The 23,079-nt window shown below is 65.5% G+C and carries 28 protein-coding genes and 1 pseudogene; 14 read left to right on the top strand and 15 right to left on the bottom strand.

The genetic code is table 11. The annotated features are described in order from the left end of the window. Nucleotides 1-55 precede the first annotated feature (55 nt). From ABIB27_RS13730 to ABIB27_RS13715, 4 genes are all read left to right on the top strand, one after another. Complete coding sequence (locus tag ABIB27_RS13730) at nucleotides 56-1,399, top strand: isochorismate synthase (RefSeq protein WP_354216402.1); 1,344 nt, start codon at nucleotides 56-58, stop codon at nucleotides 1,397-1,399. 212 nt (nucleotides 1,400-1,611) lie between these two features. After that, nucleotides 1,612-2,412, top strand: a complete 801-nt coding sequence (locus ABIB27_RS13725; protein ID WP_354216401.1) for an ABC transporter substrate-binding protein — start codon at nucleotides 1,612-1,614, stop codon at nucleotides 2,410-2,412. A gap of 127 nt (nucleotides 2,413-2,539) precedes the next feature. Continuing rightward, nucleotides 2,540-3,331, top strand: coding sequence for an amino acid ABC transporter permease (locus tag ABIB27_RS13720; protein ID WP_354216400.1), 792 nt, complete (start codon nucleotides 2,540-2,542; stop codon nucleotides 3,329-3,331). A gap of 11 nt (nucleotides 3,332-3,342) precedes the next feature. Beyond that, entirely contained in the window at nucleotides 3,343-4,155 is an 813-nt protein-coding gene (locus ABIB27_RS13715; protein WP_354216399.1) for an amino acid ABC transporter ATP-binding protein, read from the top strand. Nucleotides 4,156-4,257: 102 nt separating this feature from the next. Here ABIB27_RS13715 and ABIB27_RS13710 read toward each other — a convergent pair whose 3' ends face one another. The 5 genes from ABIB27_RS13710 to ABIB27_RS13690 form a co-directional block, all read right to left on the bottom strand. Continuing rightward, complete coding sequence (locus ABIB27_RS13710; protein WP_354254065.1) at nucleotides 4,258-5,235, bottom strand: hypothetical protein; 978 nt, start codon at nucleotides 5,233-5,235, stop codon at nucleotides 4,258-4,260. Nucleotides 5,236-5,414: 179 nt separating this feature from the next. After that, nucleotides 5,415-7,154: a 2-succinyl-5-enolpyruvyl-6-hydroxy-3-cyclohexene-1-carboxylic-acid synthase gene (menD, locus tag ABIB27_RS13705; protein ID WP_354216398.1), complete on the bottom strand. Its 1,740-nt coding sequence runs from the start codon at nucleotides 7,152-7,154 to the stop codon at nucleotides 5,415-5,417. Between the two features lie 104 nt (nucleotides 7,155-7,258). Further along, nucleotides 7,259-9,331 carry a PhoX family protein gene (locus tag ABIB27_RS13700; protein WP_354216397.1) on the bottom strand — a complete coding sequence of 691 codons (2,073 nt, stop codon included), beginning with the start codon at nucleotides 9,329-9,331 and terminating at the stop codon, nucleotides 7,259-7,261. Between the two features lie 74 nt (nucleotides 9,332-9,405). Beyond that, on the bottom strand, nucleotides 9,406-10,431 hold the full coding sequence (locus ABIB27_RS13695) for an o-succinylbenzoate synthase (protein WP_354254063.1): 1,026 nt from the start codon (nucleotides 10,429-10,431) through the stop codon (nucleotides 9,406-9,408). Between the two features lie 38 nt (nucleotides 10,432-10,469). Then, nucleotides 10,470-11,486 (bottom strand): magnesium and cobalt transport protein CorA, encoded by a 1,017-nt coding sequence (locus ABIB27_RS13690; RefSeq protein ID WP_354254105.1) that lies wholly within the window; start codon nucleotides 11,484-11,486, stop codon nucleotides 10,470-10,472. A gap of 78 nt (nucleotides 11,487-11,564) precedes the next feature. On the opposite strand from ABIB27_RS13690, the gene ABIB27_RS13685 reads away from it, so the two are divergent. The 4 genes from ABIB27_RS13685 (at nucleotide 11,565) to ABIB27_RS13670 (ending at nucleotide 14,755) form a co-directional block, all read left to right on the top strand. Then, a complete protein-coding gene (locus tag ABIB27_RS13685) occupies nucleotides 11,565-11,903 on the top strand; it encodes an ArsR/SmtB family transcription factor (protein ID WP_354216395.1) in 339 nt (112 codons plus the stop codon). Nucleotides 11,904-11,917: 14 nt separating this feature from the next. Next, nucleotides 11,918-12,427, top strand: coding sequence for an SRPBCC family protein (locus ABIB27_RS13680; protein WP_354254061.1), 510 nt, complete (start codon nucleotides 11,918-11,920; stop codon nucleotides 12,425-12,427). A 122-nt stretch (nucleotides 12,428-12,549) separates the two neighbouring features. Continuing rightward, complete coding sequence (locus tag ABIB27_RS13675) at nucleotides 12,550-13,734, top strand: MFS transporter (RefSeq protein WP_354254059.1); 1,185 nt, start codon at nucleotides 12,550-12,552, stop codon at nucleotides 13,732-13,734. Between the two features lie 112 nt (nucleotides 13,735-13,846). Beyond that, nucleotides 13,847-14,755: a phosphatase PAP2 family protein gene (locus ABIB27_RS13670; protein ID WP_354216393.1), complete on the top strand. Its 909-nt coding sequence runs from the start codon at nucleotides 13,847-13,849 to the stop codon at nucleotides 14,753-14,755. Between the two features lie 31 nt (nucleotides 14,756-14,786). Here the strand turns inward: ABIB27_RS13670 and ABIB27_RS13665 are convergent, their stop codons facing one another. The 5 genes and pseudogenes from ABIB27_RS13665 to ABIB27_RS13645 all read right to left on the bottom strand — a co-directional run bounded on the left by ABIB27_RS13665 (nucleotide 14,787) and on the right by ABIB27_RS13645 (nucleotide 16,764). Further along, nucleotides 14,787-14,960, bottom strand: coding sequence for an MBL fold metallo-hydrolase (locus ABIB27_RS13665; RefSeq protein WP_354216505.1), 174 nt, complete (start codon nucleotides 14,958-14,960; stop codon nucleotides 14,787-14,789). Then, nucleotides 14,934-15,085 (bottom strand): annotated as a pseudogene (locus ABIB27_RS13660) (amino acid permease); the annotation flags it as partial. The pseudogene ABIB27_RS13660 and the gene ABIB27_RS13665, both read right to left, overlap by 27 nt. An 83-nt stretch (nucleotides 15,086-15,168) precedes the next feature. Beyond that, nucleotides 15,169-15,564 carry an Asp23/Gls24 family envelope stress response protein gene (locus ABIB27_RS13655; protein ID WP_354216391.1) on the bottom strand — a complete coding sequence of 132 codons (396 nt, stop codon included), beginning with the start codon at nucleotides 15,562-15,564 and terminating at the stop codon, nucleotides 15,169-15,171. Next, nucleotides 15,557-16,171: an Asp23/Gls24 family envelope stress response protein gene (locus ABIB27_RS13650; protein WP_354216390.1), complete on the bottom strand. Its 615-nt coding sequence runs from the start codon at nucleotides 16,169-16,171 to the stop codon at nucleotides 15,557-15,559. The genes ABIB27_RS13655 and ABIB27_RS13650 overlap by 8 nt, the downstream gene beginning before the upstream one ends. Next, a complete protein-coding gene (locus ABIB27_RS13645; protein ID WP_354254057.1) occupies nucleotides 16,162-16,764 on the bottom strand; it encodes an RNA polymerase sigma factor in 603 nt (200 codons plus the stop codon). Before ABIB27_RS13645 ends, ABIB27_RS13650 begins: the two co-directional genes overlap by 10 nt. 193 nt (nucleotides 16,765-16,957) lie before the next feature. On the opposite strand from ABIB27_RS13645, the gene ABIB27_RS13640 reads away from it, so the two are divergent. The 5 genes from ABIB27_RS13640 (at nucleotide 16,958) to ABIB27_RS13620 (ending at nucleotide 19,365) form a co-directional block, all read left to right on the top strand. Beyond that, nucleotides 16,958-17,470 (top strand): Asp23/Gls24 family envelope stress response protein, encoded by a 513-nt coding sequence (locus ABIB27_RS13640; protein WP_354254055.1) that lies wholly within the window; start codon nucleotides 16,958-16,960, stop codon nucleotides 17,468-17,470. Between the two features lie 66 nt (nucleotides 17,471-17,536). Continuing rightward, a complete protein-coding gene (locus ABIB27_RS13635) occupies nucleotides 17,537-17,716 on the top strand; it encodes a hypothetical protein (RefSeq protein WP_354254054.1) in 180 nt (59 codons plus the stop codon). Continuing rightward, nucleotides 17,713-18,135 (top strand): Asp23/Gls24 family envelope stress response protein, encoded by a 423-nt coding sequence (locus ABIB27_RS13630; protein ID WP_354254052.1) that lies wholly within the window; start codon nucleotides 17,713-17,715, stop codon nucleotides 18,133-18,135. The genes ABIB27_RS13635 and ABIB27_RS13630 overlap by 4 nt, the downstream gene beginning before the upstream one ends. Continuing rightward, entirely contained in the window at nucleotides 18,132-18,701 is a 570-nt protein-coding gene (locus ABIB27_RS13625; RefSeq protein ID WP_354216385.1) for a DUF6286 domain-containing protein, read from the top strand. The genes ABIB27_RS13630 and ABIB27_RS13625 overlap by 4 nt, the downstream gene beginning before the upstream one ends. Before the next feature lie 46 nt (nucleotides 18,702-18,747). Beyond that, nucleotides 18,748-19,365 carry an Asp23/Gls24 family envelope stress response protein gene (locus tag ABIB27_RS13620; protein ID WP_354216384.1) on the top strand — a complete coding sequence of 206 codons (618 nt, stop codon included), beginning with the start codon at nucleotides 18,748-18,750 and terminating at the stop codon, nucleotides 19,363-19,365. 270 nt (nucleotides 19,366-19,635) lie between these two features. On the opposite strand, the gene ABIB27_RS13615 is transcribed toward ABIB27_RS13620, so the two are convergent. The 3 genes from ABIB27_RS13615 to ABIB27_RS13605 form a co-directional block, all read right to left on the bottom strand. Next, entirely contained in the window at nucleotides 19,636-19,854 is a 219-nt protein-coding gene (locus tag ABIB27_RS13615) for a hypothetical protein (RefSeq protein WP_354216383.1), read from the bottom strand. A 2-nt stretch (nucleotides 19,855-19,856) separates the two neighbouring features. Beyond that, entirely contained in the window at nucleotides 19,857-20,114 is a 258-nt protein-coding gene (locus tag ABIB27_RS13610) for a hypothetical protein (protein ID WP_354216382.1), read from the bottom strand. Nucleotides 20,115-20,272: 158 nt separating this feature from the next. Beyond that, nucleotides 20,273-21,490, bottom strand: a complete 1,218-nt coding sequence (locus ABIB27_RS13605) for an MFS transporter (protein ID WP_354254050.1) — start codon at nucleotides 21,488-21,490, stop codon at nucleotides 20,273-20,275. Between the two features lie 120 nt (nucleotides 21,491-21,610). Between ABIB27_RS13605 and ABIB27_RS13600 the strand changes: the two genes are divergently transcribed. Then, the gene (locus ABIB27_RS13600; RefSeq protein ID WP_354216380.1) at nucleotides 21,611-21,952 is read left to right on the top strand and encodes a hypothetical protein; all 342 of its coding nucleotides are present in this window, start codon (nucleotides 21,611-21,613) and stop codon (nucleotides 21,950-21,952) included. 60 nt (nucleotides 21,953-22,012) lie between these two features. Here the strand turns inward: ABIB27_RS13600 and ABIB27_RS13595 are convergent, their stop codons facing one another. Then, entirely contained in the window at nucleotides 22,013-22,333 is a 321-nt protein-coding gene (locus tag ABIB27_RS13595; RefSeq protein ID WP_354216378.1) for a hypothetical protein, read from the bottom strand. Between the two features lie 350 nt (nucleotides 22,334-22,683). Continuing rightward, the coding region (locus tag ABIB27_RS13590) for a transposase (protein ID WP_354254048.1) at nucleotides 22,684-23,079 on the bottom strand (396 nt) is incomplete at its 5' end.

The following is a 23,079-nucleotide window of genomic DNA, read 5'->3' as shown; positions in this document are numbered from 1 at the left end:
CCCCGGCACCGCCCAGCGCGGCCGCACGCACCCGCGGGAGTACTGTTGTCTCATCATGACGAGCACGTTCCGCACCCTCACAGTCCCCCTGGACGGCAACGGATATGCCGGCGGACTGCCGCAGTTTCTGGTCCGGGCCGACGTCCTCTGCTGGACCCGCCGCGAAGCCGGCCTGGTGGGTTTCGGCGAACTTAAGCGCTTCACCGCAACCGGCCCGGACCGCTTCCTCGAGGCCGACATCTGGTGGCGGCACCTCGTCCTCGAAGCGGACATCACCGACTCTGTGGAACTGCCCGGCACCGGTCCCGTGGCCTTCGGCTCCTTCGCCTTCTCCAAGAAGTCCGCGCACGAATCGCGCCTGATTGTGCCCGAAATCGTGGTGGGCGTCCGCGACGGCCAGTATTGGCTCACCCAGTTAACGTTCGACGACGGCGACCTCACCGAAGCGGGCGCCCTCGCCGCCCTGGAGGGCTGGCTGAGCGGGGGCAGCATTCACAGCGACGTCGCCGAAGAACCGGACGCCGCCGTCGTCCGTCCTTTGCCTGCTGCTCCCGGAGCAACATTGCACACGGGGTCGCTCAGCGAGGAGGACTGGATGGCTGCCGTCGCCGCGGGGGTGGCAGAGATCCGCACCGGGGCGCTGGAGAAGCTGGTGCTGGCCCGGGACATAGTGGCCACGGTGCCGTCGGGCGTGAACGCAGCGAACGTGCTGCGTGAGCTGGCCATCCGGTACCGCGAATGCTGGACTTATGGTGTGGACGGACTGGTGGGTGCCACCCCAGAGATGCTGATCCAGGTGGAGGGCCGCACTGCCCAGGCGCGCGTGCTGGCGGGGACACTGGACCGCCGCGACGCCCACGGCCAGGACGGGATCCCGATGGACTACGCCGAGCGTGTGCTGGCCGGGTCCGAGAAGCAGCGGCACGAACACGAAATCGCCATTCAGTCGCTGACCTCGCAGCTGGCGCCGTTTTCCGAGGCTATGAACGCGCACGACGAGCCCTTTATTCTGGAGTTGCCCAACGTGTGGCACCTGGCATCGGACGTTAAGGCGGAGCTGGCCGAGGTGGAGGGCCACGTGCCCACGTGCCTGGCGCTCATCAACGCGTTGCACCCCACGGCCGCCGTTTGTGGCACGCCCACGCTGGTGGCCGGAGCCCTCATCCGGAAGCTGGAGCACCTGGACCGCGGCCCATACGCGGGTCCGGTGGGCTGGCTGGACGCGGCCGGCAACGGCGAGTGGGGCATTGCTTTGCGCGGCGCGGTCATCGAGGATGCTCACACCGTGCGGTTATATGCCGGCTGCGGAATCGTGGACGGGTCGCAGCCCGAGGCTGAGCTGGCTGAGACCTGGGCGAAGTTCCGCCCCATGCTGGAATCGCTGGGCTTCGGCAACTAGAACACAGGTTTTGGGCGCTCCATCCACCATTAACGCTGCGGGCCATGCGCCGTCCGGGATTCCGGACACTGCGTGGCCCTAGACTCTTGTCTAAAGCGGAGCGTTTGTTATCCAATAGTGAAACTAAGTTTCGTGTGATGCACATCTCTTATTCGGCGATACACTATGAACCGATTTAGTACCGCATACCCCTGCAACAAAAGGTAAAAAACATGCAGCTCAAGTCCCTGGCCCAGGCCAAGATCGCCGCCAAGGCAGCAGCAATCCTTGCCGCCGGCGCACTCACCCTCACTGCCTGCGGCGGTACGTCCACCCCGGCAGCATCCGAGGGCGGCGTCCAGCTCATCAATGCAGGCAAGCTCACCGTCTGCTCGGACGTCCCCTACGAGCCCTTCGAATTCCAGAAGGACGGCAAGATCGTGGGCTTCGACATGGACATCGCCAACGAAGTTGCCAAGGACCTCAAGGCAGAACTCAGCGTGGTGGACAGCTCCTTCGAAGCCATCGAGACCGGCACCGCCCTGACCGGCTGCGATCTCTCCATCTCTTCGGTTTCCATCACGGACGTCCGCAAGTCCGTGATGGACTTCTCCAACCCGTACCTGGACGATGACCTGACGCTCGTAGCCACCACTGCGTCCGGAATCTCCGACATCAACAGCGCCAAGGGCAAGAAGGTTGGCGTCCAGCAGGCCACCACCGGCGCCAAGTACGCCTCCGAGCACGGCATCGACGCCCAGCAGTTCGAGGACAGCGGCCTCCTGGTCCAGGCCATCCAGGCCGGCACCATCGACGCCGCCCTGGGCAACCAGTCCATCCTGGCCTACGCCATCAAGGATGACCCCAAGTTCAAGCGCGTGGAGGACTACACGTCCGGCGAGAAGCTGGGCATCTCCATCAAGAAGGGGAATACCGCCATGGCCGAGAAGGTCAACGCAACCCTGAAGCGCATCACCGACGACGGCAGCCTGAAAAAGTTCCAAACCACCTGGTTCGGCGAGGCCGCCAAGTAAAGCATTTTCGGACTGAGACTTTCACAGCCCTGAGAATTACGCCGCTGGGGCCCTTGACGAACTGCACCGCCTCTTTGCACCGCAGTACGTCCGGGGCCTCAGCCACGCAAATGAATGTGAGCACTCCATGGCAATGACCGCACGTCAACGGGCCAGAGTAAGCCTGTATGTCCAAATCGGCATCTTCGTTGTGGCCGTGGCCGCGCTGATCCTGGCCACGGACTGGAAGACTATCGGCAACAGTGTCTTCAACTTCGGCAAGATCGGCCCGATGTTCCCGGACATCTTTCTGGTGGGCCTCAAAAACACCCTCGTTTATACGTTCCTAGGCTTCGTGGTGGGCCTTTCCGGTGGTTTGCTGCTGGCCCTGATGAAGCTCTCCAGCTTTCCGCTGTACCGCTGGATCGCCACCGGCTATGTCGAATTCTTCCGCGGCGTCCCCGCACTGCTGGTCTTCATCGCGTTCGGCTACGGTGTCCCGCTCGCCTTTGGGGTCCAGTGGAACGTCACCCTGATCGTGATGATCTCGCTGGGTATGGTGGCTTCGGCATATATCGCTGAAACGCTCCGGGCCGGCCTGCAGGCTGTGCCCAAGGGACAGCTCGAGGCCGCCCGATCGCTGGGCATGCCGCAGTGGCGGGCCATGGTGTCCATCGTGATCCCGCAGGCTTTCAAAATTGTGCTGCCGCCGCTGACCAACGAGGTCATCCTGCTCACCAAGGACTCCTCGCTGATCTACGTCCTGGGCCTGACCGCCTCGCAGTACGAGCTCACCAAGTTCGGCCGTGACGGCATCTCCAGCCTGGGCGCCGGCCTCACTCCGCTCCTCGTGGCCGGTGCCTTCTACCTGGTCATCACCATCCCGCTGAGCCTCCTGGCCCGGAAGTTCGAAAGCCGCTCCGCGCGGACCAAGCGATAGGCAGGGAAGCCATGAACGACGTCGTAAATTCCTCCGCCGGCAACCCCGGCACCACCGGCACCATCAACGCCGCCGGCGTGTCCATCAAGGACCTGCGCAAGTCCTACGGCTCCAACGAGGTCCTCAAAGGCATCAGCCTGGACGTCGCACCGGGTGAAGTGGTTTGCCTGATCGGCCCCTCCGGCTCCGGCAAGTCCACCCTCCTGCGCTGCGTCAACCTGCTCGAGCAGCCCAACGAGGGTGCCATCCACGTGGGCGGTTTCGAGGCCACGGACCCGGACGTGGACATCGACAAAATGCGCCGCAAAGTGGGCATGGTGTTCCAGCAGTTCAACCTGTTCCCGCACCTGGACGCCAAGCGGAACTGCACCATCGCCCAGACGAAGGTCCTGAAGCGGTCCCAGGAAGAGGCCGACAAGGTGGCCGAGCACAACCTGGAGCGCGTGGGTCTGGGGCACCTGTCTGACCGTTTCCCGGACCAGCTGTCCGGCGGCCAGCAGCAGCGCGTTGCCATTGCCCGTGCGCTCAGCATGGACCCGGAACTGATGCTCTTCGACGAGCCAACCTCAGCGCTGGACCCCGAGACCGTTGGCGATGTCCTCTCGGTCATGCGGAACCTGGCCAAGGAAGGCATGACCATGCTGGTAGTGACGCACGAGATGGGCTTCGCCCGCGAAGTGGCCGACCGCGTGGTGTTCATGGACGGCGGCGTGGTGGTGGAGGAAGGTGTGGCCGAGCAGGTCATTTCCGCACCCACGCAGGGCCGCACCAAGGAATTCCTGCGCCGCGTCCTGGACCCGACCCACATCGACATCGAGGAATAGGCCGGGCCCGCTGCCTTCGACGCCCACTCGGCTCTGACGCGCATCTGGTTCCAGGACACGCAAACGGTCCGGTGACACCTGTTAACTGGTGTCGCCGGGCCGTCATGGCGTCCCCGGGCCGTTGTCGCGTCCCACGGAAGGCCGACGGCGGCGCGGAACCCCGGCATCGGACAGCTTGCGTTCAAGTTCGCCGGCCGTCCACAGATCCGACCAAACCCAGCGCACCACATTGCGGCCGGTCGCCCGGATGCTGTCCTCCCGCATCTTCTCGGCCACCACAACCTGCCCGGGTGTTCTGCCCTTGAGATATTCGGCCTTCTCGTACTTCGCGAACCCGTCGAATTCGCCGACAGTGCGGCTGTGCTCCCAGTAGAAGTCCGACCAGCCGATCCGGCCACGGCTGTTGCGGATTTCGTACTGAAGGGTTGGTGCCGCGAACCCCGCCAAGTGAATGAGTCCGCGGCTGTACGACTCACCAGCAGAGCCCGACTCCGGGCTGGCGAATTCTATGGCTGCCCGGACCCGCCTCTCCGCCGCCGGCGTGTACCTAGCCGGCAGGGCGTCGAGCAGTTCCTCCTTGCTAAGAGGCGGCAGGCTACGGCCTGGATCGGGTTTTAAAACGTGGTCGAGGGGTACCAAGGCCTCGGCGAAGGGGACGAATGCCGCGAGGTCCAGGACTGTCTGGATCCGTGAGGTGATCAGCAGCCCGTCAGCTTCGTGGGCATCTATGGTTCCGGCATCAACTAGGTGCCGGCGGATTCCGGCCCGCGACCTTCCACCTCCTCTGAAAGTGGTCAGTGCGTGTACAGGTTGGCCCCGTTCAATAGTGGGAATGCCCATGGTGGTGGCAGCAGAGTGATGGGAAAAGATCGTGGGCGAATGACAGGTTTCCCCTGCGGCCACCACCCTGAGCCTGTACTGTTCCCACGGCTTCAACCCGTTCCAGGCGGCCGCGTCGACATACACGCCTTGGCGGACCCGAACGAGCACACCGGCCCTGACTGCCGCGGGCAACTGGCGGGTGCCGGCGCCGATCGAGGCCAGATCCCGCGTCAAAACGAGCTTGGGGAGTGCCGTCATGAACCCAAGATTGCACTCGCACGCCGCGCAGTGAAGGCCGCCAACAGGCTATGTGGACAACACCGTCTCCGGCCTGAGGACACGGGTTCGGCCCGCAGACCCGCGATCGGCACCGGGACACGCGGAAACGGGTGTCCCGGCGCCGAAAGTGCGTCCGCCAGCCGAAGCCGCGTCGGGAATCAGCCGCCGAGCACACCTACCACCGCTGCAGCCACGGCGGCCACAATGCGGGCATGCAGGTCCCGCAGGCCAACCCGGTCGGTACGGACCTCCACGATGGTGCGGCCCGCAACAGGTGCGGCAAGCGCTTCGGCAAGCCCCGCCGTCGTACTGACTGAGCAATGCCCGACGCCGTACGCTGCGGCGAGTGCCGCGAGGTCCACTGAGTGGGGGGTGCCGAAGAGGCGCTCGACGGCGTCCGCGTAGCCGCCGGCTTGGCGCACCGCACCGTGTTCCAGCAGGTCAAAGATGGCGCCGCCGGCGTCGTTGAGCACCACGATCCTGAGGTCCGGCGTGCTCTCGCCGGCACCGAGGAGCAGGCCGCCGGCGTCGTGCAGGAACGTGACGTCGCCCAGCAGCAGGGTGGTTTCCTGCCGGCCGCCGAGGGTGATTCCGGTGGCAGTGGAGATGGTGCCGTCTATCCCCGCGAGGCCGCGGTTGGCGTAGACGGTGGCTGCGGGTTCGGCGGCAGGCAGGCCGGCCAGGTCAACGTCGCGGATGCCGTTCGAGGAGCCCAGCATCAACTGGCTGCGGGCATTGCGCCACACGAGCGCAGCCACGGCCGGACCGGTGGCGGCGGGCTCTGCGGCGAGGACGACGTCCAAGGCGTGCTGCCCAGCGGACCCGGCCAGGAGCCACGTGTCCAGCCAGTCGGACGGACCGCGGCCGGCGAATTCGGCGAGGTCGGCCAGGCTTGCCAGCGGCAATTCGGTGCGCCGGCCGGGCTCATACCAGGCCACGGGAACCGGCTGGTACAGGGCGGAGGGCACGTCGGCACGGGCCAGCAGGGACGCTACCGGCCGGGAAAGTGTGGGCCGGCCGAAGAGCACTACCCGCTCGATGGGCTGCGCCGAGGCAGGACCAAAATGCGAGAGCAGCAGCCGGTACGGGCCCACGGCATTGGGTCCGAATCGGGAGTTTGACGACGGCTCGGCGAGCAGCGGCAGGCCGTGGGCGCGGGCGAACGCCTCGGCGACAGGCCCGGCGTCGTGCCCTGCCAGCACCACGGTGCGTCGCTCGTCCAGCCCCGAAGCGGCGGGGGGCAGGTTCATGGTGAGCGGCTCGGTGCCGATGCGGAATTTCGGCCGGCCGGCCGCCGTCGGAAGCGCCTCCCCCGCCGCCGGCACCAGCGGATCGCGGAACGCAAGGTTCAGCTGCACGGGACCGGGCGCGAGGTCGGAGAACGCGCCGGTAGCTGCGGACAACGCCGTTTCCACGGCCCGGCGCGGGCTGTTGCCAGCCGGAACATCGGCCGCGAACCTGACGTGCTCGCCGAACAGGTCCAGCTGGATGGTGGTCTGGTTGGCCCCGGTCCCCAGCAGTTCCTCGGGCCGATCGGCGGACAGCACCACCAGCGGGACGGCAGCGTGGTTCGCCTCCATTACAGCCGGCATAAGGTTGCCGACTGCGGTGCCGGACGTGGTGAGCACGGCCGCCGGTGAGCCGGTGGACAGAGCCAGGCCCAGGGCGGTGAAGCCGGCGGACCGCTCGTCGATCCTGACCAGCAGCTCCACCCGTCCCGCCGCGGACGCCTCGGCCAGTGCGTACGCCATCGGGGCCGAACGGGATCCGGGCGAGACCACCACATACTCCACGCCGCCGCCGATGAGGGCCTCGACGGCGATCCGCGCGGCCGCAATGGCGGTCAGGGGTGTGGCTGGGGAGTTGGTTTCGGGGTCCGGGTCATCCAGGGAAGTCACCGGTCCAGTCTGCCACGGACACGGGAAAGGCCCTGAGACACAGAATCGGCCGGCGGACTCCCGAAAACGGGTGTCCCCCGGCCGATTGCGTGACGCCGGACCTGTCAGGTGTCCTGGAAAACCTGGACCACGGATGGACGGGGCGCGCGCGCCTGGCCGGGTGCCGGCGTCGTACCTGCCGGGACGTAGTCCGGGAAGTATGAGTGCGGCGCCTCGAAGGTGCCTTCCTCGCCCGGGTGCTGGACGGCAACAAACACAGTGCGTTCGTCATCGTGGATGATGGGGCCGCAGGTCTCGGCGTCGCGCGGGACGGCGAGGAACTGCTCCACTTTGCCGCGCTCTGCACCGTCCAGGGTGACCTTGAACAGGCCGTCCGCGTAACCGATGCCGGAGGGGGCGCCGTCGGTGGAGATCCAGAGGTTGCCTACGGAGTCGAAAGCCACGTTGTCCGGGCAGGAGATGGGCGAGACCTTGTCCACCGGGTAGCCGGAGAAGTAGGTGACGTCGCCCTGGGCCGGATCGCCACAGACCATCAGCAGGTTCCAGGCGAACTTCGTGGAGGTCTGGTCCCCGGTCTCGGTGATTTCCACGATGTGGCCGTCCCGGTTCTCGTTGCGCGGGTTGACCTCGGTGGCGCCTACCTTGCCAACCTTGCCGCGGTCGGAGTTGTTCGTGCAGACCACGTAGACCTTGCCGGTGTGGAGGCTGGGCTGGACGTCCTCGCAGCGGTCCATCTTGGTGGGACCAACCTTGTCGGCGGCGAGGCGGGTGTAAACCAGTACCTCCTCGACGGACATACCTGCCACGGCGGACTTGCCGCCAACCACCAAGGGCAGCCATTCGCCGGAGCCGTCGAAGGCGCCGTCGGACGGGAGCTTGCCGGAACCGTCGATCTCTGCCGCCGGCGAATCCCCGGTGAACTTGGCTACATAGAGGTCGCCCTGGGAAAGGAGTCCCATGTTGTGCTTGCGGTCGCCCTCGCGGTACTTGTCCGCAGAAACAAACTTGTAAAGGTAATCGAACTTCTCGTCGTCGCCCATGTAAGCCACCACGTGCCCGGACTCTGCAACGATCACGTTGGCGCCCTCGTGTTTGAAGCGGCCCATGGCGGAATGCTTGCGCGGGGTGGACAGGGGATCGAACGGGTCAACTTCCACGATCCAGCCGAAGCGGTTCGCCTCGTTCTCGTACCCGGCGTTCCGGGTGTCGAAGCGCGGATCGTCAAGCTCCCACTTGCGGGCGGTGGCCTTGGAGGTCAGGCCGTAGCGCTTGTCGCCGGCGGAGGTGCCCGGGGAAACGAAGTAACCGTTGAAGTTCTCTTCGCCGGAGAGGATGGTGCCCCACGGGGTGGTGCCGCCGGAGCAGTTGCCGAAGGTGCCCTTGATGGCGCGGCCTGAGGAATCCGCCACGGTCTTAACCAGCGGCGAACCGGCTGCGGGGCCGGTCAGTTCGTAGGTGGTGTCGGCGAGGAAGCGGCGGTTCAGCGGTGCGCCCTTGACGTAGCCCCACGGCTTGGTGGTGTTCTTGCGCTCGAGTTCCACGACGGCCAGGCCATGGGCCGCGCGGCCGATTGCGCGGGTTTCCGCGGCGTCGTAGCCAGCGGGCACCATGATGCCTTCGTTGGTGTACTCATGGTTGGTAAAGAGGACAGCGCGGCGGCCCTTGGTGTCCGGGATTTCCAGGATGTCCGTGTAGTCGTTGTTGTAGCCGAACTGGCGGGCCTGGGCAGCTGCGGTCTGGTTGTTCAGATCGAAGTCCGGGGAGTCGTTGAACAGCGGGTCACCCCAGCGGATGATCGGCTGCCACGTGAAGCCCTCAGGAACAGTGAAGGCGTCAACGGCTTTGTTCACCGGAGCGATCGGCGTGAACTGCAGCTTGGATTTGCCAAAACCTTCCTTCGCGGCCTTGGACAGGCCTGCTGCGGAGGCCGGCTCCGCGGAGGTCATGGCGCTGCCGAGTACGACGGCCAGCGCACCGGCGGCGCCGAAGCCCAGGGCGGCGCGGCGGGACATGGTGGCGGACGCGATGTCCCGGAAATAGCTGTTGGAGCTGGTGTTGCAGACGTCGCCGGCGCAGGCGTTGTCGCACTTTAGGGCGCAGGTAACGGCACTGCGCTTGCCCTTCGTATGGCCAAGCATGGTCAGCAGGGTGAATTTGCGGGCGGTCGTTTCAGACATGGGGGACCTTCCAGGGGTGAGATGCGTTCCCGCCCACGCTGTCAGCGCTACCCAAAAACGAGAGTACGCTCCGGTTAATCCCAAGTTAACAACAGTTGGCCGTAGACCCGTCGGAGCCGGTCCAGCCACCAGTCGCGGCGGTCGGCGGAAGCCGCAAAGTGCGACAGCAGCCCGGCGTCGGCGGAAACATCGCGGAGGCGGATGGCGCCGTCGTCGGCCACCAGCGGATCCAGGGTGATGTCCGAGGTGAACAGGGAGACCGTTGCCAGCCCGCAGGCATAGGGCAGCTCCGGCAAACAAGCGGCAAGGGCGAGTCCGGCGCGGATCCCCACGGACGTGTCCAGCGCGGAACTGACGACGGCGGGGAGCCCGGCCTGTGCCACGATGTCCAGCGCGCGCCGCACTCCCCCGAGCGGCGCGACCTTGACAACCAGCAGATCGGCGGCGCCGGCCCGGGCCACGCGCAGGGGGTCCGACTCCTTGCGCACGCTTTCGTCGGCGGCGATCAGGACCGGCGTTCCGGCGTCCCGCAGCTGGCGCCGCACCTCGGCGAGCCCTTCGATGGTGGGCACGGGCTGCTCAGCATATTCAAGCCCGACGGCGGCGAGCCGGGTCAGTGCCGCCACCGCGGCGGGCACGTCCCAGCCTCCGTTCGCGTCGACGCGGATGGCGGCGCCGGGCAGGGCGGCCCGGACGGCAGCGACGCGGGCGGCGTCATCGTCGAGAGTTTGCCCCCGTTCGGCCACTTTGACCTTGACGGCGTCAACCCGGCCGAACCGCGCCAGGACTTCCGGCACCCGGTCTGCCGAAACAGCAGGGACCGTGGCATTTACCGGAATCAGGGACCGCAGCGGCGCGGGGAAGCCGTGCCAGCCGGCCTCGATGGCGGCGGCGAGCCAGCGGCCGGCCTCGGCGTCGTCGTATTCCGGGAAGGGGCAGAACTCGGCCCAGCCCACGGGACCGCGCAGCAGCAGGGTTTCGCGCTCCAGGATGCCGCGGAACTTCACCCTCATCGGCAGGCTCACCACATGGGCGCAGGCCAACAGTTCATCGAGTTGCGGCAAAGCGGGGGGAACAGGAAGCGGAACCGGGGAAAGCATGCGTTCACTGTACAAGCGGGCGGCCCTCACCGGCCGGACTAGATCCACTTGTTGTGCTTGAACGTCCAGAACAGGACGAATCCCATGACCACCATCAGACCGAGGGCAAAGGGGTACCCAAACAGCCAGGTAAGCTCGGGCATTTCGTGGAAATTCATGCCGTAGATCGAGGCCACCAGGGTCGGTGCGAACAGGATGGCGGCCCACGATGAAATGCGTTTGACCTGCTCGTTCTGCGCGTAGCTGGACTCGGTGAGGAGGCGCATTTCGTCGTTCTGGCGCTGCGCAACCAGGGCTGCGTTGACGGCCAGGGCATTCTGCAGCAGCGCGCGGAACGACGCAACCCGTTCGTTCAGCCGGATCGCGTGGTCCAGGACGTCGCGGAAATGGTCCCGCAGCTCGGCTGACTGTTCGCGCTCAGGTGTTCCTGCGATGAGAACCTGGAGGATCCCGACCAGCGGACTGGTGGCGCGCTGGAAGGTGATGACCTGGCGGGACAGTTCGTAGATCCGGCGTGACACCTCCGGATCGGCACCGAAGAGGTCGTCCTCGATCTCGTCCACGTCGTTCTCCAGGCCGGCGGCGACGGGCTCGTATTCGTCCACTACCTGGTCAAGGATGGCGTACAGCACGGCGTCCGGTCCCAGGGTCAGGAACTCCGGCATCGATTCCATCCGGCGGCGCACCTTGGCCAGGTCCGGTGATTCCGCATGCCGGACGGTCACTACGTAGTCGGCGCCGACGAAGACGTGGATCTCGCCGAAGTCCACCTTTTCGAGGTCGTCCCGGTAGCGCGCGGGGCGAAGCACCAGGAATGCGCACTCGCCGTAATGCTCCAGCTTGGCGCGCTGGTGTCCGGCCAGGGCGTCCTCCACTGCCAGCGGGCTCAGGTCGAATTCCTCGGCCACCGACTGCAGCTCCTCGGCATCGGGGCGGTACAGCCCGATCCAGGCCATGCCTTCGCGCTGGCGGAGGAGGAAATAGGTCTCGTCCAGGTCCTCCGGATCCGCAGTCCGGACCCCGTCTACATACACCGCGTTATCGATGATGGTCATGGCTGTGACGTTAGACCTTTGCAGGCCCGGCGCCAACAACCCTTCCATCACATATCCATATGGGTATACAATCGCCGTATGGCACGGGCAGCAACAACAGCAGATGCGTTCAACGCGGTGGCCGAGCCGCGCCGTCGCGATATCCTGGACGCCCTCGCCCACGGCGAGCGCCCGGTCGGCGAGCTGGTTGACCTCCTGGATCTGGCGCAGCCGCACGTGTCACGGCACTTGCGGGTGCTGCGCGAGGTGGGTGCCGTCGTCGTCCGCGATGCAGGCCGGCAGCGCCTCTACCGGCTGAATCCGCAGGCACTCAAGCCCATCCACGACTGGGTTGCCAGCTACCAGCACCTCTGGGAGGAACGGTTCGACCTCCTCGACGACGTGGTGGATGACCTCAAGCTGGAAGTCGAGCACTGATAAGGAGCAAGGCAATGGCACAGGCACGCAGCGGGACCCTCGCCGTGACGTTTCCCAGCGACACCGAAATCCTGATCACCCGCACGGTGAACGCGCCCCGGCACCTCATGTACCGTGCCTGGACTACCCCGGAGCTGGTGAAAAAGTGGTGGCCGGGCCGGCGCGGTGAGATGACGGTGGCGGACAATGACCTTCGGGTGGGCGGCGCGTGGCGGTTTGTCATGACGGCGCACGGCGAGTTCCAGGTGGCATTCCACGGCACATACCGCGAGATCGTGCCCACTGAACGGATCGTCAACACCGAGGTCATGGAGAGGCCGGGCGCGGCGACGGCCAGCGAGGAGGGTGCAGTGCTCAACACCGTCACCTTCGAGGACACGCACGACGGCGGCGCTACTTTGGTCAGCATCCGCACGGAGGCGGGCAGCAAGGAAGTCCGGGACATGATTGCGAAGTCCGGCATGGAGGGCGGCTTGCGCGAACAGTTCGAGATCATCGAGGAGCTGGCGGCCTCGCTCACCTAAGGCTTTGGGCCCCCAATCACCCCAAGCCCAGGGCGCCGCCCCAAGTAAGTAGCAGCAAATGTCGTTTGGGCCCTCATAATGACATCTGCTGCTACTTACTTGGGAGGAAGGAAGTGCCCGTCATGATCGGCGCCGAAAGACTGCAGGCCCGCACCGCCACCGTCCCGCTGTACGCGGCAGGATTCGTCACCGCGTTCGGTGCCCACAGCATTGCCGCCGGCCTGGGCGCGCAGAGCGAAAACATCGGCCTGACACTGCTCAATCTGGGCATCCTGCTCGCCCTCTATGACGTTTCCGAGGTCTTCCTTAAGCCAGTCTTTGGGGCCCTGAGCGACAGGATCGGCACCAAACCTGTGATCGTCAGCGGGCTCCTGGCCTTCGCGGCACTGTCGCTGATCGGGCTCTGGGCGGCCGATCCCCTCATGCTCGGACTCGCGCGGCTGGGGCAGGGCGCCGCGGCGTCGGCCTTCTCGCCGGCGTCGTCGGCCATGGTGGCGCGGCTGGCGGCGGGCAAGAAAGCCGGGACGTACTTCGGCCGGTACGGTTCCTGGAAAAGCCTGGGCTATGTCATAGGCCCGCTGCTGGGTGCGGGCCTGATTCTCGCGGGCGGATTTGCGCTGCTGTTCGGCGCCCTGTCGGTTCTGGCGGCGGCCACCGCGGTATGGGTGATGGTGTCCGTTCCCGGCCTGCCGCCGCTCCCCCGGCAGCGGTACACCGTGGTGGACCTTGCCCGCCAGGTCACAGAACGGCGCTTCCTGGTTCCCACGCTGGTCCTGGCGGCCTCGACGGGCGCGCTCGGCGCGGCGATCGGCTTCATTCCCGCTCTGGCCACGCGGCACGGCCTTGGCCCTGTTGCCGGAACGGCCGCCGTCAGTGTCCTGGCCATCACCTCCGTGCTTATCCAGCCCAGGATCGGCAGGCTGCGGGACGCTCGCCGCATCAGCGACAACCACGGAACGACGGCGGGACTCCTTCTCACCGCCGCCGGTGTCGCACTCATCGCACTCATCCCCGGGCCGGTCACCCTGTTCCTTGCCGCCGCAGCTATCGGGGCCGGCATTGGCCTGGCCACACCGCTCGGTTTCGCTCATTTGGCAGACACCACGCCGCCGGAGCGGATGGGCCGGACCATGGGGTCCGCGGAGCTCGGGCGCGAACTCGGCGATGCCGGCGGGCCGCTGCTGGTGGGCGGGATCGCCACCCTCACCGCGCTGCCGTTCGGACTCGGGGCGCTGGCGTTGCTCATTGCGGCGGCCAGCCTCCCGCGCCTCCCGGACGCCGCGGTTCCCGAAGTCCCGCCCCAGTAGCCGCTGCCCGACCAAGTAAGCAGCGCGGACTGTCGTTCCGAAGCTTGAAAACGACAGATCGGGCAACCCGGTTGGGTCACGGACCCACAGATTTGTGTGACACCCTTAACTGATGACGCTTTCACCACCCGCGCGCACCAGGACCCCCACACGCCCAGCCCCGGGCTCCGGCTTTATGTTCTCTTTCGCCACGCTCGCCTGCGTTGTGGGTCTGATCGCCACCTACTACTACTTCGTCCAGACCACCACCGGCCAATTCATCGACGAGTCCGCGCTGGTTGAGGCCGTTGACGTCCATGGGCCCGCAGGCAAGGCTGCCACCGAGTTCCTGGATTGGCTGCCCACCATCTCCCTGGTGATGGCCGCCGTCGTGGTTCTGTTTGTCACGGTGATCCGACGGCGGTGGTCGGCTGCCGGGATCGCCATCACGGCCTGCATCGGCGCGAATATTGCCACCCAGGTCCTGAAGGAGGTGCTGCCGGCGCGGCCCGACACGGGTGTGGTCACGCTGGAACTCAACTCGCTGCCGTCCGGGCACACCACGCTGGCGGCGTCGGCTGCGGCTGCGGTGTTCCTGATGTCCTCGCCGCGGTGGCGTCCGCTGGCGGGTTTTGTGGGCGGCACATTCGCGATCGCGTCCGGCGCGTCCACGCTGATCAACCAGTGGCACCGGCCGGCGGACGTGGTGGCCGCCTTCCTCCTGGTGGGGGCGTTTATGATCCCCGCCGGCTGGCTGATCCTCAGGTGCGGCGGGACATGGAATGTGTGGGACGGGTTCGGCAGGCACCTTGGCTCGGCCCGGATCTGGCTTCAGCTGCCGGTGGCTCTCGGGCTGGCGTCGGCCGCGGTGGCGGTGTATTCGCTCGCCAAGATCGCGCCGGGCCCGCTGCAGGAAGGCAGCACCACCAACTACTTCTGGGCCGGCATCGCACTCATTGTGATCGCCGGGTATCTGGCCACCGTGGCCACTACATCGCTGTTCTCATACGCCGCACGACGGCGGGACTCACCGAGGAGGTAGTCCCCCCCTGGGTGAGTCCCGCCGTCGTGCTTCAGGACAGCGTCGCCGATGGCGGGGTGGCGGCGAGGTCCTCGGCGAACTGCGGGTCGATGACTTCGTGGACGACGCAGTCGCAGCCCCGGACCCAATCGATCAGGTTCTCGCTCACGCCGGTGTCGCCGGAAACCACCACCGACCCCATGCCGCAGATAAGGCGGGCCGCCATGAGCATATTGATCAGGGCGTTGTCGGCGACGGCGAAGACCGCGAGAACGGGAAGATCCTGTCGATCGGGAAGTCCGGCGATCCCTTGTGCACCACTTCAAGCAAGGCGGCGCCTTCAGCCTCGCGGCGGCGTGCTGCATAACGGACCCGCGGGTCGGGCTTGGCAGGTGCCAATCAGGATGGCAGCCAAGGACGCTCTTGAACGTACGCTACACGGGTCTTTTCCACGATTGAGGTTCTATGGCGAGAATGCAGATGTCGACGCGGCCTGGGGTTAGGCCGGTGTGGCTGATCCTCTCGCGCACGCGTTGTTGTACTGCTTCGGCGACGGTGAGGGCGGTCCAGGCGATGTCGGTAGCGATGTCGAGGTGGACGTGTGCGGTGCCGTCGCTGATCGTGGCGGCGACGCCGTCGTGTCGGTAGGTGCCGTTTTGGCTTCCGGGGTTGCGGAAGTTTTGCAGTGCGGCGGGGCCCAGGCGGGCCAGGAAACCTTTGATGGTGGGTTCGAGCCTGAGGACTCCGCGCGTTTCCAAGGCGGTGCGGGCGGCGAGGGAGGCGATCAGCTGGCTGGTGATTACTTGGCCGTGGAGGGTTGGGTCAGACATCGTAGAGGTCCTCGACTGTGATGTTGATGGTTCCGGCACTGATGCCGACACCGGCCGGAATGGCGTTGCCGATCTCGTGCCGCAGCGCGGCAACGGTTCGGGGGATGTCGATGCCCGCGGCGGCGGCAACCCTGAGATTGACTATGAGGTGGGGGCCGGCAGTGGTGGTCGTGCGGATGTTTCCGGTCGGGTTGTACTCAGCGGACAGGCTGTCGGCGGCGGAGCGTATTTCGATGCGGCAGCGCCGTGAGTGAATTCCGGGGATCGTCGTTGCTGCGAAGCGGATGAGGGAGCTTAGGGCTTGCTCGCTGATCTCGGTTGCGCCGTTGTCTGTGCTGTGCAGGAGTATCCGTTTGCTGCGGCGGATCTCGGCGCGGGCAACGTCCATGATGGCGTTCGTTACTCCGGGGCGCGGTTTGAGAGCGGGGTTGTGCAGGTCGCGTTCGCGTAGTGAACTCGTTGCCTCACGGAGTCCTTTGAGCCGGGTCCTGGCCGTTTGGCATTGATCGCACTGCGCTTCGTGCGCGGTGGGCGGCTCGTTGATGGTGGCCCAAATCCCGTCGATGCTGCGCCCGCAGCCCAGGCGGGGGATGTCTTCTAACGCCATTGGCTCATCCCTTCTGCTATCTGGTGCCGTGCCCGGGCGAGTGTGCCGCGGACCGCTGTCGGGCTGATCTTCAGTGTGGCACCAATTTCGGCGTAAGTGCGGCCGTGCATTTCCCTTAGCAGCCAGCAGGCCCGTTGTGTTGGGGGGAGCGCGTTGAGCGCTGCAGTCAGGCCGTCTTGTTGGGCGGACCATTCGGCCTCCTGAGCCGGGTCCGTTCCGGCGGCCGCCCGGCTGGTGCCGGTTTCGGTGATAGAGCGGATGTCGTCCGGGTTGGTGAGTTTCTCGGCACGGGTGGCTCGTTTGCGCAGGAGGTCCAGGCATTTGTTGGTCGCCAGCCGGTAGATCCAGCCGCCAAAAGCGTTGACGTCAGCGAGCATGTGCAGGCCGCGCCAGCTTGTTGTCAGGGTCTCCTGCACGATGTCTTCGGCTTGTCCGCGGTCGTTGAGCATCCGATATGCCAGCCGGAAGACTCTGTCCTGATAGGTGATCACCAGGTGTTCGAATGCTGCCACGTCGCCGTCTTGGGCGCGGGCAACGATACTTCCTTCATCCAGGTCCGGTTCGGCTTCGAAGGCGGGTCCATGATCATCCATGCGCTGTCCGTCCCGTCCGGTGCTGTACCGGCGCTTGGCCCCAATATGCCATAGCCGGGCATCGGCTGGGAACCTTCCCTGGTTGCGTCCTCTCTGGAGAAAAATACTTCGCGCCACGGCGTGACGTTTCAGGATCGGCTTCGTCTTTACCTATGTAAGCACGATCACGATGTTCGAGAAGGAGCTGTTTTTCATGGCAGAGTCACCCAATACCCCCGGCGCTTCCAGCGGCGTTGTCGCCACCTCCGAGGAGCAGAAACGCAACGCATCGGTCGAGCAGCCGAAACGGCATGATGCGCTGCACACGGACCGGGGCGATACCACGATTGAGGAAACCGTGGTGCAGAAGCTTGCCGGCATGGCCACCCGTGAAGTACCGGGCGTGTACGCCATGGGCAGTGCGGGGCGGCGGGCGTTCAGCGCCCTGGCCGAACGTATCCCGGGATCGCAGACCAATGTCAGCGGCGGCGTCAGCGTTGAAAAAGGTGAACGCCAGACAGCCATCGACGTCTCGATCGTCGTGGACTACGGCATCTCGATCGTGGATGTCAGCCAGGGCATCCGCCGCAACGTTATCCAGTCCGTCGAGCATGCCACCGGGCTGGAGGTGCTGGAGGTGAACGTCAACGTCACCGACGTGCACCTGCCCGATGACGACCAGCAGGACCAGCAAAGCCAGAAGGACCAAAAGACCGAACTGCAGTAAGTCCACAGCACCGGGCGGCAACCCCCGGCCGGTGCGCGAGTAAGGCCGAAAAGGAAAAGGATGGCTATGTCTACTACACGGTGGTGCCTGGCGATAGGACTGGTACTCGGAATTGTTTTGGGTTTCGGCGGCTGGTGGGCTCTGGTGTCCGCGATCGTCTTGGGCTTCATCGGCTTGGTGGTTGGCCGGGTAGCGGAGGGGAAGCTGGACATGGCGGCCCTTTTCGGTAAAGCATCGAGCCGATGAATCCGCAAGGCGCCCACCCGCTGCCGTCCACCGCAGGCGATGCTGGCAAAGGTGACATCGACTCCCGCGGGCAGACCGTCCTGGCCGATAAGGTGATCGAGAAGATCGCCAGTCAGGTCGCCAGTGATGAATCGGTGGCCGGTGGTTCCTCCGGTGGTTTCCTGGGCATCGGAACCCACGCGGACCTCTCTGCCCGTCCCAAGGCATCGGTGGAACTGAGCGGAAACATCGCCACCCTCAGCGTCGAAGTCGGGATGCTATACCCCGTCCCGTTACGGCAGGCAACCGAGGCGTTGCGGGAGCGGATCCGGGCCAAGGTGACGGAACTGACCGGCGTGGAAGTCCGACAGATAGATATCAGAGTTTCATGGCTGACGACCGACCGTGGTGACGGCAGCGGACGAAGGAGGCTGCTATGAGCCGGAACAACGGACAATCGACCCGGCTTCGACGCCGGCCCAGCCGGACCGTTCCGGCGTCGATCGTCGGAATCCTGCTGCTGGCCGCCGGCGTCGCCCTGGTGTGGTTGACTGTCGCCCGGTTGATTGACGGCACCTGGTCCACGCTCCTGCTCGGACCCCGTGACTGGCTCACGGGGCTGGCATGGAACGCTCCGGATGTGTGGGGTGTCGGGATAGCCGCCGGCGTGGTGGGTTTGATTCTGCTGTTGTGCGCCCTCATCCCGGGCAGGTTTAGCGCCCTGACGGTCCGGAGCGCCAGTGGCGATGACGCCGAGGGGCGGGAGACCGTGATAACCCGCAGTGCCGTGGCCCATCTGGCGAAGGCACAGTGTGTGCAGATCGACGGTGTCAGTTCGGCTTCAGCAACCGCCACCAACAAGCGCGTGCACTTGAGTGTGAAGACGTCCCTGCGGGACGCCGGTGATCTGGGTACCCGCGTCACCGATAGTGTCCGCGACCGCTTGAAGGCGATCGGGCTTGACCCGGTACCGCGTGTTACCGCCACGGTCGAATCCAAGAGTTGAGACCCACGTCCGCTCCCGCGCTCCATTTACCGAAGGAAGGCTTCCAATGCGACAGATGGCAGGAACCTTGAACCGCACGTGGCTGACGATTGTGGGAATCATTTTCCTGGCCGGCGGCATCGCGTTGCTCCTGCAGTCTGCCGGGGCACTGCAAAGCCTCGCCAACACCGCACCCGCGGGAGCGAAGGTCGTTTCGGATGATTTGTATCCATTCTTTGCCCAATTATGGGCGGTGGTACTTCTACTGGTCATCGGCGCCATTATCGGTGGGCTGGGGTTGCTGTGGGTCGCCGCGCAGATTCCGCGGAAGAACCCGGCCGCCGCGTACCGCCTACACGCCGGCGGCGCCCAAGGCCGCACCATCTGCGAGCCGTCCGTGCTGGCCACGGCGGTCGAGAAACAGGTCAACACCCTGCCCGGCGTGCTTGGCTCTTCGGCCATCCTGCGCGGGACCGCGGAAGAGCCGGACTTGACCCTGAAAGTCACCGTCAACGACAGGGCCGACGTCCGGGAGCTGCTGCGCCTTCTCGAAACATCCACTCTTCCCGAACTGTCCACCGCCCTGGAGGCACCCCTTCAGCGGCGCCGGTTACAAATCGACATCAGCGGACGCACCCTAGGCACCGGAACAGTCGTGCCCTCCACCGGCACCGTCCTCAAATAGAAAACCCGCCCCTCGTGAGAAATACATAAGCGAGCACCACTGACGACATCGAGATGATCATGAGAATCCCTCACCGTGCATCCGTTGAGCCCCCAGTCGCCGCTCTCCAGCACCGCGAGACCCCGCTTGAATGATGCGGCTACAGGTGAGGTGTACTAGTGATGTGAGACACAGTTTGAAGGGATTGTGACTATGTCTGCGTGACCAACCTATTCCGATGAGTGCAAGACCGATGCGGTACGGCTCCGGACCTTGACAGGCTATCGGATGTCATGCGGGGAGCTCCATCTGGAAGCCGCATTGGCAACGCAGTACCCGGGTTGTCAGGTAAACGTCCAAGGCATCCAGCTTCGCCCGGTCGGTGAAGGCGGAGGCAGGGAGCCAGCGCAGGTCTGAACCCACTTTCTGCATCGGCTCGCCACAGTGAACGTAATCCCCGCCGACGGCTCGCAGGGCATAATCGTTGGAGCCATACGGATGGATAGACATCGTTACGCTGCAGCCGGGTAGCTGGACAGGATGTAATCCGCGGCGGCCGGGCCCACCATCCGTAGCCGGCTGTTATGGACATCGATGCCGGCCCGTTGCATGGCCGTTCGGAAAGTGTCATCGGGTTTCGCCTTGAGCCCCTGAAGGAGGCACCAGCTGGTGTACAGGCCGTAAAGACAATCGGCGGACAGGGGACAGTCGGTATCGAAATCCGCAACGGTGGCTTCAGAAAGGAACTTGGTGAAATGCGAGGTAGCCATGATGGCACTCTTTCGCTGATGTGCATTTGGCCGCCGGCTTGCTACAGCGGTATCTCCTGAAGGCCCTGCACGACGCCAACGAGGGGAACTCCATCCAAAGGATGTGACGAGTCCCACCTCGAATGTACGCACAACCTGTCCCGCTGTCCAGCCGGCACTCAGTAATTCCGCCGGTGCCGCAGCCTGGGCAGCACCACCGCGAACACGCCGGCCGCCGCGAACCCCAGGAACCCGGTGGCCGAGACGCCCGCACCCAACGTCGCCAAGGCCGTGACCCCGGAGAGCAGGACAGGCCCGCCGGTGGAACCCGCGTCGGCAATGAACCGCCACAGCCCAAGGAACTGCCCGCGGCCACGGTCGGGCGAGAAGTCGGCGCCGAGCGTCATGATCAGCCCGGAACTGATGCCGTTCCCGAAACCGACCAGCAAAGCAGCCAGCAGCAGTCCAGTAAACGAGGCAGACAGCGGAATCAGCAGCATCGCGATGCCCATAATCACGGTGGACGGGATGGCCACGAACAGCCTGCCCCGCCGGTCCATCACCTTGCCGGCAGGGTAAAACACCAGCATGTCGATCGCCCCGGACAGCCCGTAAATCACCGATGCCTGGGCCGGATCCATCCCCAAATGGTCGGCCCACAACGGGATGACCACCTGGCGCGACGCGCGCAGCGCGCCGAGCAGCAGGATGCCCACCCCCAGCGTCAGGAACACGCCGGCATGCGAGACCGCGACGGTCCGCAGCGTCGGCTCCGGAGTCCTGTGTCCGCCGTCGGGCGCTGGCGGAACCACCAGGTCCGGGATGGTGACCGCCAAAACCGCGGCCGCCGCCATGCCCACCACGCCCACCCAATACGCGCCGGCGATCCCCGCGAACTGCATCACAAAGGCACCAATGAACGGCCCAACAAACACGCCGATCCGGCTGACCCCGCCCAGCGTCGACAGCGCCCGCGCCCGGAATTGAACGGGCACGGCCTCGGTGAGGTACTTCTGCCGCGCCAGGCTGAACACGCTGGCGGCCATTCCGACGACGATTATCGCCACCGCCAGCAGCCACAGTCCGTTGGGAATCCAGGAAGACATCGCGGCGGCTGCGAGCGCCAGGGCGCCAACTGCGGCAGCACCAACAATCGACCACCGTTCGCCGAACTTGAGGGTAATCAGCGACGCCGGCAGGTTGAAAAACCATGAGCCGAGCCCGATCAGCGTGACAATCAGCGCGGAGACCGCCACCGAGGCGCCGAGGTCTCGCGCGGAGAGGACCATCACGGGAAGCACGGCGCCTTCGCCGATGCAGAACAGCAAGGGAGGCCCAAACGCGGGTATTGCGATGCTTCGGAAGTTGAACGGCGGCGAGGTTCCTGGCGAAGTCATCAGATTTATCTTATGCCGCGGGAAATTCCCCAGCATTCAGGGGGTCACAAGCAGCTCCGCGAGGACTAACGTTTGCCTTGTGGGGCGCTGCCACCCGCCCCTCACAGCCAAGGAGGTCTCATGGGTGAGGTGTGGATCCGCACCATCAGCAACAGCCTGGTCCGGGCGGACAAAGTCACGGAAATCGCGTCCACCCGGGGGTCGCTCCACGACGACCAAGGCTACTCGCTCAAGGTCATCGTGGACGGAAAACCCCACGTGGTCATTGACGACGGCGGGCTCCCGGGCTCGTCCACCGAGCGGCAGGATTATGCGCGGCACCTCGAGGATGCCCTGCTGTTTGCCCTCGATGAGGCAAGCGAGTCGGGCGCCTCCGTAGTGGTCTGCTTCCAACCGGACACTGAGCGCTGGGCTCTCGCTCCGGCGGCGGAGCTGGCCGGCGGACTTCCCGCCGTCGGGTAACGGCCGTTAATGCCCGACGGCGGGACTCCCGCTGGGAGAGGGTTCCGCTGAGGGCAGGATTCAGGCAGCCGCCCGGAGCGGGACGTGATCGGCACGGCGCGGCGGGAGGATGCTCAGCGTGCACCGGGTCTGCTCCGGGTCAATCCTGGCCGGCAGGTGATGGGTTGCGGAGCAGGCCTCCAGCTGGCGCAGCGCTTCGGGGTCGACGCGGGCATTCCGCATGTCCAATTCCAGTTCAAGGTTGTGCTTCAGAGCATTGGCGCGCTTCACCACAACGTAAAGGGCCTGGATGCTGTGGACGGTGACGTGGCCCTTGGCGAGAACCTGGGCCCTAGCGTGGTCGAGGTCTACACGGACAAGAATGCTGAGCTTATCGTTCAAGGTGAAATGCCTTCCTTGCATGGCTGCGACGCTGCAACCCGGGAGGCCGCGACGCTGCGGCCAGTGGCCGCGCCTTCTGCAGCCACATTCAGGGTAGGCACTTCATGTGACCTGCGCAACATCTGGTGCCGATTGTGTCGGTGCCCACTTCGCGCCCATAGCACTAGGTGCGTGGGTCGGTAGTGGTTTGAAAGTTCCGCAGGTTTGAGCCGTGACGGCCCGGGGGCGGTCTCGTTTTTCTGGAAAGGGGGCGGGCCTTCTGGCATTTTGGCGGTAGGAGACCTGGAAGGGCTCCTGCGGGCCGCGGTTCGGTTCTGCAGGTTCGATCCCGGGGCACCGTCCCCGGGTATTCAGGCGATTTGGGACCGGTAACTGAAGAGTTTGAGCAGGTTGTGGCAGCCAGCCATCAGCTTCCACTCCCCGGATGCTTTCTCCAGTCCGCGCAACAGCACATGCTTGCCTTGCCGGGTGTTGATCTGTCCGAAGACCGGTTCCACGATGGCTTTGCGCCGGGCGTAGACCGCCTGGCCCTTCTTCGTTTTCAGTTTCCGGGCCATCCGTTCGACCGGTGTCGCGTCCGCCGGGATCCTGCCCCTGGGCGATTCCGGGACCGGACGCCCGTGTTTCATCCGCCGTGTGGAGATGAAGAATTCCGTGGCGCCATCGGCTTCAAGGTCTTTGACGTGTTCGAGGTTCGCCGCCGAGCAGTACCCGGCATCGGCGCTCCACTTCGCGGGCATGGCCGC

It is taken from the genome of Arthrobacter sp. UYEF21, from assembly GCF_040546085.1.
Lineage (GTDB): Bacteria > Actinomycetota > Actinomycetes > Actinomycetales > Micrococcaceae > Arthrobacter.
The sequence above is the reverse complement of the archived record's forward strand: the minus strand, read 5'-3'. Positions and strand labels throughout refer to the sequence as shown.

Coding starts and splice junctions, on each gene's coding strand:
- ABIB27_RS13730 (WP_354216402.1), top strand. CDS start 56: ATGACGAGCACGTTCCGCACCCTCACAGTCCCCCTGGACGGCAACGGA.
- ABIB27_RS13725 (WP_354216401.1), top strand. CDS start 1,612: ATGCAGCTCAAGTCCCTGGCCCAGGCCAAGATCGCCGCCAAGGCAGCA.
- ABIB27_RS13720 (WP_354216400.1), top strand. CDS start 2,540: ATGGCAATGACCGCACGTCAACGGGCCAGAGTAAGCCTGTATGTCCAA.
- ABIB27_RS13715 (WP_354216399.1), top strand. CDS start 3,343: ATGAACGACGTCGTAAATTCCTCCGCCGGCAACCCCGGCACCACCGGC.
- ABIB27_RS13710 (WP_354254065.1), bottom strand. CDS start 5,235: ATGACGGCACTCCCCAAGCTCGTTTTGACGCGGGATCTGGCCTCGATC.
- ABIB27_RS13700 (WP_354216397.1), bottom strand. CDS start 9,331: ATGTCTGAAACGACCGCCCGCAAATTCACCCTGCTGACCATGCTTGGC.
- ABIB27_RS13695 (WP_354254063.1), bottom strand. CDS start 10,431: ATGCTTTCCCCGGTTCCGCTTCCTGTTCCCCCCGCTTTGCCGCAACTC.
- ABIB27_RS13690 (WP_354254105.1), bottom strand. CDS start 11,486: ATGACCATCATCGATAACGCGGTGTATGTAGACGGGGTCCGGACTGCG.
- ABIB27_RS13685 (WP_354216395.1), top strand. CDS start 11,565: ATGGCACGGGCAGCAACAACAGCAGATGCGTTCAACGCGGTGGCCGAG.
- ABIB27_RS13680 (WP_354254061.1), top strand. CDS start 11,918: ATGGCACAGGCACGCAGCGGGACCCTCGCCGTGACGTTTCCCAGCGAC.
- ABIB27_RS13675 (WP_354254059.1), top strand. CDS start 12,550: ATGATCGGCGCCGAAAGACTGCAGGCCCGCACCGCCACCGTCCCGCTG.
- ABIB27_RS13670 (WP_354216393.1), top strand. CDS start 13,847: ATGACGCTTTCACCACCCGCGCGCACCAGGACCCCCACACGCCCAGCC.
- ABIB27_RS13665 (WP_354216505.1), bottom strand. CDS start 14,960: ATGGCGGCCCGCCTTATCTGCGGCATGGGGTCGGTGGTGGTTTCCGGC.
- ABIB27_RS13655 (WP_354216391.1), bottom strand. CDS start 15,564: ATGTCTGACCCAACCCTCCACGGCCAAGTAATCACCAGCCAGCTGATC.
- ABIB27_RS13650 (WP_354216390.1), bottom strand. CDS start 16,171: ATGGCGTTAGAAGACATCCCCCGCCTGGGCTGCGGGCGCAGCATCGAC.
- ABIB27_RS13645 (WP_354254057.1), bottom strand. CDS start 16,764: ATGGATGATCATGGACCCGCCTTCGAAGCCGAACCGGACCTGGATGAA.
- ABIB27_RS13640 (WP_354254055.1), top strand. CDS start 16,958: ATGGCAGAGTCACCCAATACCCCCGGCGCTTCCAGCGGCGTTGTCGCC.
- ABIB27_RS13635 (WP_354254054.1), top strand. CDS start 17,537: ATGTCTACTACACGGTGGTGCCTGGCGATAGGACTGGTACTCGGAATT.
- ABIB27_RS13630 (WP_354254052.1), top strand. CDS start 17,713: ATGAATCCGCAAGGCGCCCACCCGCTGCCGTCCACCGCAGGCGATGCT.
- ABIB27_RS13625 (WP_354216385.1), top strand. CDS start 18,132: ATGAGCCGGAACAACGGACAATCGACCCGGCTTCGACGCCGGCCCAGC.
- ABIB27_RS13620 (WP_354216384.1), top strand. CDS start 18,748: ATGCGACAGATGGCAGGAACCTTGAACCGCACGTGGCTGACGATTGTG.
- ABIB27_RS13615 (WP_354216383.1), bottom strand. CDS start 19,854: ATGTCTATCCATCCGTATGGCTCCAACGATTATGCCCTGCGAGCCGTC.
- ABIB27_RS13610 (WP_354216382.1), bottom strand. CDS start 20,114: ATGGCTACCTCGCATTTCACCAAGTTCCTTTCTGAAGCCACCGTTGCG.
- ABIB27_RS13605 (WP_354254050.1), bottom strand. CDS start 21,490: ATGACTTCGCCAGGAACCTCGCCGCCGTTCAACTTCCGAAGCATCGCA.
- ABIB27_RS13600 (WP_354216380.1), top strand. CDS start 21,611: ATGGGTGAGGTGTGGATCCGCACCATCAGCAACAGCCTGGTCCGGGCG.